The organism is Acidimicrobiales bacterium, from assembly GCA_036491125.1.
Lineage (GTDB): Bacteria > Actinomycetota > Acidimicrobiia > Acidimicrobiales > AC-9 > AC-9.
In genome coordinates this window covers 1-6,802 of the sequence record DASXCO010000092.1, presented here as the reverse complement: position 1 = coordinate 6,802, position 6,802 = coordinate 1, and the positions used below count along the sequence as shown (strand labels likewise).

General features: G+C 66.3%; 11 protein-coding genes. 4 read left to right on the top strand and 7 right to left on the bottom strand.

All coding sequences use genetic code 11. The features are described 5' to 3' along the window. Window positions 1-295: hypothetical protein (locus VGF64_07935; protein HEY1634671.1), on the top strand; the 295-nt coding region annotated here is incomplete at its 5' end. A 204-nt stretch (window positions 296-499) separates the two neighbouring features. Here the strand turns inward: VGF64_07935 and VGF64_07930 are convergent. Beyond that, window positions 500-1,186, bottom strand: a complete 687-nt coding sequence (locus VGF64_07930) for a VC0807 family protein (protein HEY1634670.1) — start codon at window positions 1,184-1,186, stop codon at window positions 500-502. Window positions 1,187-1,432: 246 nt separating this feature from the next. On the opposite strand from VGF64_07930, the gene VGF64_07925 reads away from it, so the two are divergent. Both VGF64_07925 and VGF64_07920 read left to right on the top strand, forming a co-directional pair. Beyond that, window positions 1,433-1,912: an SRPBCC family protein gene (locus tag VGF64_07925; GenBank protein ID HEY1634669.1), complete on the top strand. Its 480-nt coding sequence runs from the start codon at window positions 1,433-1,435 to the stop codon at window positions 1,910-1,912. Between the two features lie 59 nt (window positions 1,913-1,971). Further along, complete coding sequence (locus VGF64_07920; GenBank protein ID HEY1634668.1) at window positions 1,972-2,676, top strand: class I SAM-dependent methyltransferase; 705 nt, start codon at window positions 1,972-1,974, stop codon at window positions 2,674-2,676. A gap of 403 nt (window positions 2,677-3,079) precedes the next feature. Here the strand turns inward: VGF64_07920 and VGF64_07915 are convergent, their stop codons facing one another. The 6 genes from VGF64_07915 to VGF64_07890 form a co-directional block, all read right to left on the bottom strand. Further along, complete coding sequence (locus tag VGF64_07915; protein HEY1634667.1) at window positions 3,080-3,874, bottom strand: SMP-30/gluconolactonase/LRE family protein; 795 nt, start codon at window positions 3,872-3,874, stop codon at window positions 3,080-3,082. 125 nt (window positions 3,875-3,999) lie between these two features. Beyond that, window positions 4,000-4,314, bottom strand: coding sequence for a DUF3303 family protein (locus VGF64_07910; protein HEY1634666.1), 315 nt, complete (start codon window positions 4,312-4,314; stop codon window positions 4,000-4,002). Between the two features lie 138 nt (window positions 4,315-4,452). Further along, on the bottom strand, window positions 4,453-5,106 hold the full coding sequence (locus VGF64_07905; GenBank protein HEY1634665.1) for a class I SAM-dependent methyltransferase: 654 nt from the start codon (window positions 5,104-5,106) through the stop codon (window positions 4,453-4,455). Between the two features lie 138 nt (window positions 5,107-5,244). Next, window positions 5,245-5,685: a VOC family protein gene (locus tag VGF64_07900; protein ID HEY1634664.1), complete on the bottom strand. Its 441-nt coding sequence runs from the start codon at window positions 5,683-5,685 to the stop codon at window positions 5,245-5,247. A 159-nt stretch (window positions 5,686-5,844) separates the two neighbouring features. Continuing rightward, window positions 5,845-6,090, bottom strand: coding sequence for a hypothetical protein (locus VGF64_07895; protein ID HEY1634663.1), 246 nt, complete (start codon window positions 6,088-6,090; stop codon window positions 5,845-5,847). A 68-nt stretch (window positions 6,091-6,158) separates the two neighbouring features. Next, on the bottom strand, window positions 6,159-6,323 hold the full coding sequence (locus tag VGF64_07890; GenBank protein HEY1634662.1) for an SRPBCC family protein: 165 nt from the start codon (window positions 6,321-6,323) through the stop codon (window positions 6,159-6,161). Window positions 6,324-6,385: 62 nt separating this feature from the next. Between VGF64_07890 and VGF64_07885 the strand changes: the two genes are divergently transcribed. Continuing rightward, a partial coding sequence (locus VGF64_07885) for a hypothetical protein (GenBank protein HEY1634661.1) occupies window positions 6,386-6,802 on the top strand: 417 nt, incomplete at its 3' end.

The following is a 6,802-nucleotide window of genomic DNA, read 5'->3' as shown; positions in this document are numbered from 1 at the left end:
AGCCGTCGGCAACAACCCGCCGACCGAGCTCGACGCGGCGCCGCTCGTTGGCGCACTGACCCAGGACGTCCTCGTCCATACGTGGGATCTCGCCCGCGCCGTCGGTGGCGATGAGCGACTCGATTCCGACCTGTGCGAGCGCTACGCCAGCCGATTGCCCGACGATCCTAAGGCGCTGGCCGCCTCCGGCATGTTCGGTCCAACCGTCGTGGTACCAGCTGATGCTGACCCGCAGACCGGGCTGCTCGCTCGCCTGGGGCGCAACCCGAGTTGGCAACCCCCGGCCGCACCGTGATCACGTCGTGGTCGCACTGCCCCAGGTCGCTGGACGGTCGTCCCTGATCGCCGGTGCCAGGCGCGTTCTGTGTGCTCCGGACATCGCGCCAGTGCCCTCGCTGGCGCTCGCCTCGCGTACGGACTCACCTCCGGCGCGGACCGCTCAAGGACCCGTTCTGGGTCGCCGGCCTGAGGGGCGGGTGAGGCTCTCGGTGCTAGAGGATCAGCTAGAGGGGCTCGGCTCGCCAGGCCGACCCGCGGCGGGAGCGACCGCCGGGACGGACGGGAAGACAACGCCGGAGTCTTCGTAAAGCTGCTCGCCGGTCCGACGTGCCCGCTTACTGAACCAGACGGTGAAGGCGAACAGCCCGCCGAAGACGATGCCGGCCAGGGCAGGCGAGGCCGCCAGGAAAGGACCGGTCGGCAACAACACCGCTAGGACGACCCGCAGACCTGCTTCGGTGACCAGCCCGACCCCCCAGCAGGCGGTGATGACAGCGAAGGTCCGGGGTGCTGTCGGCAGGTCATACATCTCGTCGTAGGCGCGCACCTTGTCCGGGTTGTTTCCGGCAGACAAGGCGCGGCCAATGAGGAACATGATCGGTCGCCGCCAGGCAAGCGAGAAGAGGCAGGCGACGCCGAACACGGCGGTAAAGGCGGAGTCCCTCACCTTGAGCACAAAGGCGTCGCCACCGAGGGCGACCGAGGCGACGATACCGGCCACGAACCCGAACAGCACTATCAGACCGATAGGGTCCACCCGCCGCCGCCGCAGCCACTCGATGAGCACCCAGCCGGCGGCGGGGGCACCGGCGATCATCAGTGCCGTCGCGTCGCCGTGCACGTGGCTGCGCACGGCGTAGTACACCGCGAGCGGGACGACAGCCCCGCCCACCACGCTCGGCGCCATGGCGCGAGCCGACGGGGCTCCGGGCTCCCAGTCCGGCTGCTCGACCGCTGCGGGCTCAGATTGTTCGGTCAACCTCGGCCTCCCAGCTCAAGCCGAAAGATCCCCTCGGCGAGGAAGATACTCCAGCCAGCGACTTGATTCCTGCCGGAGTGAGCGACCGCACACAGCGGCCGGCATCCTTCAGGCGCGGGCGCATCCGACCGGTGGCCTGAGCGACCTGGTGCCCGATATGCCAAGATCCGCGGTATGCGAGATCGCGTTTCCGTCACGGAGGACGTCAGCGCCTCCCCAGACGTCGTGTATGACCTCATCAGCGACCTGCCGCGTATGGGCGAGTGGAGCCCTGAGAGCACCGGAGGGCGCTGGCTGGGCGGGGATGGTCCGGGTGTTGGCGCCAGATTCCTCGGCCGCAATCGGTCTGCTCGGCGCGGATGGTCGACCCTCGTGACGGTGATGGTGGCCGATCCTGGTCGGCGTTTCGCCTTCCGCGTGACAGCGCCACTGCTGCCCATCGCCGACTGGGAGTACATGATCGAGGAGACCGAAACGGGATGTCGCGTCAGGGAAACCTGGGTCGATCTACGGTTGGCACCGGTGAGGCTCGTGAGCACCATCCGTACGGGCGTCGCTGACCGTGCGGAATTCAACCGTCAGAGCATGCAAGAGACGCTCGAAGCCTTGAAGCCGGCGACGGAGGCGAGGACCGGTAACGCTCCGGCCCGGTGATGAGTGTCACGGCTGGGGTGACTCGATCGGCGCCCCACGGCCGGCGTTGGAGGGCACTCTTGGCTGCCCTCCGGGTACACGGGTTTGGGGCAGGGCGATCCCTCTGCGCGAAGCTTCATCCGATGGGTGCGCTCCCACCGGACTACGACTCCGATCCCGAGCGGTGGCGGTCTTGGGAATCTCCACACGATGTTCACGAGATGATTGTGCCGGAACTGTGCGGGCCTGTCCTCGACATTGGCTGTGGCGACGGGCGGCTCGCTTCGCTCCTCGACGCCAGCGTTACGTGGACGGGGTTGGACTCGTCGCCGGCGCAACTGACGGCAAACCCCTTCCGACCCGTGGTGCTCGGCGACATGCGCGCGCTGCCGTTCCGCGAAGAAACCTTCGCCGACGTCACTCACCTATGGTGCCTCTATCACGTCGACGACCCGTCTGTCGCCATAGGTGAGGCCCGGCGGGTGTTGCGGTCCGGCGGCCACTACTACGCGTCGACTGCGGCGCGCGATAACGACCGCGAACTCGTGCCCGAAGGCTATCCGTCGTCGTCATTCGACGCGGAGGAGGCACCGTCAATCGTGGCGTCGATGTTCGAGAAGATCGAGACAGAACGGTGGGACGGCATGTTCTTCCCTCTTGAGACCGTTGAGGCGGTCCGCTCCTATTGTCGCCACAACTACATCGCGGAAGAACGAGCCGAGACGGTCGACCTGCCACTATGGCTCACCAAGCGGGGTGTCCTGGTGCGGGGCACCAAGTGTTGAGATCGCTACCCGAGCAACCATCCGGACGGTTCAACTGGCCCGGCAACCTGAGCAGAGGACGTGTCCACCTGCCGGCAGTTTGGGGCAGTCAACAACCCGGGTGCAGCTCGGATGGTCGACCTCCTACCTGGGTTGGGTGTTCGGCGGTCGGTCGACACGGGGGCGGTCGCCGTCCTGGGCACCGAGCCGGGCGGGCTGACTCGCTTCAGGTTCTAACCTCAGGTCAGCGAGACGGCTTGCCCGGCCTCGCCGATCGATGAGTTCCTCGAGTCGGCACTCCCCTCGTACAGCCGTTCTTTCGGCCCCAGACCAGGGCGCACAGATAACGGCCCGGAGCCGGCATCGGTTGGGGCACCGCCTCCAGGGGTGAGCAGCGCGCGTTTGGGGGCAGCGGTCAGGGTACTCAGGGGCGCCCGGCGTGCGGCACGGCGACCGGTTGAACGAGCACAATGCCGTCCGAGGCGCCGCTGGCGCTGTAGTGGTTGGCCACGATGTACAGCGTGCGGCCGTCGTGGCCGCCGAGCATGCAAGCGAAACAGCCTCGATCGGCCTCGACCGTGTCGAGCACCTCACCCCCCGCGGCGACGCGCGAGCAGCGCCGTCCAGGAACGCTGGCGTACCAGATGGCGCCCTCGGCGTCCGCGCAAATGCCGTCGGGAGCAGAACCCGGTCCGAGATCGGCCCACACCCGTCGGTCGATCAGCTCGCCAGACTCGCTGATCGTCCAAGCGGTCAGCCGGTCCCCGTGCGACTCGGCGACAATGAGCGTGTCGTCGCCGAGTACGGCCATCCCGTTCGGGAACCACACGTCCTCGGCGACCTGGCGGCTGGTCCCATCGGGCTGCACAACGGCCACGGTCCCCGGCCGCGGCTCCTCCCAGGGCATCGAGCCAGGCATGTCCACCCACGCCCTGCCGGCGGCATCGACCACGATCTCGTTGAAGGGCTGACCCGTTGCGCCATACGGCTCCAGGCCCGCGCCGGCCACCACCCCACTCGGGGTGGTGGCGACCAGCCGGCCGTCGCGGAGCCAGTCGATCGAGAACGGCAGGCCGCTCACCCGCGCCACGACCTCGCGGTTCCCGTCGGCGTCGAAGACCAGCACCTCACCGGCCAGCCAGTCGCACATCCAGAACCGTCCGTCGTGCCACCGCGGGGACTCACCCATCTGAATTCCAGTTGCGAACACCTCAGCCATGGCAGAACAGACGCTGACCGCCCCCCATTCTCATCGGTCCTGTAGCGCTGACCCGACCATCACCGAACCCACAATGACTGTCGCACCACGTAGTCCGGATACGCGGACTCTTCGGCTCTCGAAGATCACTTGCCTTTCAGTCCATCGCGCCAGGCCATGGCTTCGAGTTCGACGCGGACAGCATCCTCGACCGGAACCACGGGTCGCGCCTGGAACTCAAAGGCGGGAAAGGTCGAGCAAAACTTGTGAACAGCTAACGGATCGTCGCAGTCCGCCAGCATGTACCCACCCCAGTCACCTACTCGCACCACGAATAGCTCGATCTTGAAATTTGCGGGCGCCTTCCACTGACCGAACACCTCAAGTATCCGGTTCTGGGCATTTTCATACTCCGCGGATGAACCTTGCGGGCGTTCGAACCAGCTGATCATGTACTTCATTGGCGTCCCCTCCCTTTAGCCGACATCCTCCCGGATGCCTGGCTGCCTGAGCCTGACGCTAGCCGTCCACTCGCCGATGTCAATCGCGATTCTGGGATATCCGACGGCGACGTTCGGGGCGAGCCTCCCGCTCGGCGGCTAGCGACGCCGGGCGCGCAGGGTGATATCGGCGATGTGTGGGGTGCCTGGCGGTGGGTCGATGCGCGGGTTGACCGCGTGTAGCTCGACCGTGAAGTTGTCGCCGAGTAGCCGGCCGAGGTCGTCGGCACCGACGTAGTCTGCTGGGTCAACGCCCCGCGCCTTCATGTGGTCGCGGTGCTCGTCGTCAAGCTCGTGGTAGACGGCGAGCAGCAACCCGCCCGGACGCACCGTGTCGAGCAAAGTCCGTACGGCGGGCTCGCCGGAGGTCTTGGGAAGGGCTGGGTACGGCATCGACAAAAGGTCAAACGACCGGGCCGCGAAGGGTACCTGCAGGGCGTTCCCCCGGACCCAGTGGACGGCGACCTCGGCCAGATCGGCGGCCTCCCGTGCCCTTCTGACGGCGATATCGGAGATGTCGATCGCGGTGACCGTCCAGCCGCTCCGAGCGAGCCAGATCGAGTCGGCGCCCTCGCCACAACCGACGTCGAGTGCCCGCCCGGGGGTGAGGCCGGCGGCCTCGGCAACGAGTCGCCCGTTGGGCCGCCCGCTCCACATCGTTCCGTCGCGCTCGCTGTACCTCGCGTCCCACTCGGCGGCCTGCGCCGCCGAGTCGAACCGCTTCTGGCCGTGTTCCTGCCCAGGCCCGTGCATGTTCAGCACCGTAGACGCCATCCCACCAGGTGCAAAGCGTCTTCCATAATTCGCAAGTCGCCCACGAGCCGGCGTTCTCGGCGGCGCCCATGGCCCGTCGGGATGAGAGGCGCGGCGGGACACGGACCGCCGTTGCAGTCAGAGGCCGGCGGAACGGCGGATCGATGCGGAAACGGGGTTGTCTCGCTCCGCCCAGACGATCTCGAAATAGTTGTCCTCCGGGTCGCAAAGGTAGGCAGACCGTCCCATGAAGAATTCAGCATCGACTGGTTCTTTTGTGACGCGGGCGCCGGCTTGGCGCATCTTGTCGGCCAGTGCGTCCACCGCTTGCGCTGTTTCTACCGTGATCCCGATGCTGAACCGGATCCCACCGGTGCCAGGGTCAGGATCACATCGCCCGTCCCGAGCGAGCTGCGCCAGGGGGAATACAGCGAGCACAACGCCTCGCAGTTCGAAAGCGGCGAAATCATCGCTGTCCATGACTTGGGGCCAGCCGAGACGACGGTAGAAGTCACGAAGCGTCGGGAAGTCGCGAGCGCCCAGCGTGATGAGATTGGCAAGCGGTGGTCCATCAGGCATGACCGCAGTGTCGCCGACGTCCCGCCCGATATCCAAAGATGCTGCTCAGGTCCATTGCCGGCGCGCGGATCTGGCGGGACTACCTCCGAAGACCGGTCCCGAGTGGCCCAGAATGAGGGTCGTCGGGTGTCCCCCAATGCCGGGGCACTGTTCGCGCCCTCAGGTTCGAGATTGCTGGCGGGGCTGCTCAGCGACAGCCTTGACCTGCTCGAGAGTGCGAAGCATGTCGCGTCGATTGCGACGCTCCTGCAAGAACCCGCCGAGTGGGCGCCAAATCTTGGTGAAGAGATTGTCGCCGAGGTCGAAGGACTCGGTGACATCGGTGCCTCCGTCGTGCGAGGCGCGAAACTCGTAGCGCCAAGTGTTCACCGGCCGCTCGCGCATCATGACCGCGAACTCGAGCACCTGACCTGGCACGCACTCGGTGATCTTGCATGTGGTCCAGTAGAGAACAGGCCAGTTCTCGTTTCGCTTTACGTGCCCCGGTAACGAGCGCCGACCGCTGGCCCAGTGCCGCCGTCAATCCACTCTGCCTCAATCACCTCTGGGCTGTACTCGCCCATCTTCGTGATGTCGCCGACGAGTCCCCAGACCTGGTCGGGCGACGCGTCGATGTGGAGATTGACGGCAGCGCGCATGGCAGCAGATCCTAGTGGTGTGTCGCGGACTTGGCGATCGGGTCGAGGGCGACACCTCGCCGGTGTACCGCATCGGCGGTTACTCTCGCGAAATGCGACCCCTTCGGTACTCCATCAACGTCACATTGGACGGGTGTTGCGATCATCTTGCAATCCCGGCGGACGAAGACTTGCATCGTCACTCGGTCGAGAACATCAACCAGGCCGATGCCCTTCTCTTTGGCCGGGTGACCTACGAAATGATGGAATCAGCGTGGCGGTCGCCGGCGCCGACGGGAGCGAGACCTGATTGGACGGAACCCTTCGCCCAGACGATCAACGCGGCAAAGAAGGACGTGGTGTCGAGCACGCTGGAGCAGGGCGATTGGAACGCGCAACTCGTACGCGGGGATCTGGGCAAGGCCGTTCAGCAACTCAAGCTGGAGTCCGGCAAGGGACTGTTCGTGGGAGGTGTGAAGCTCCCGCTGGCGTTGACGGAG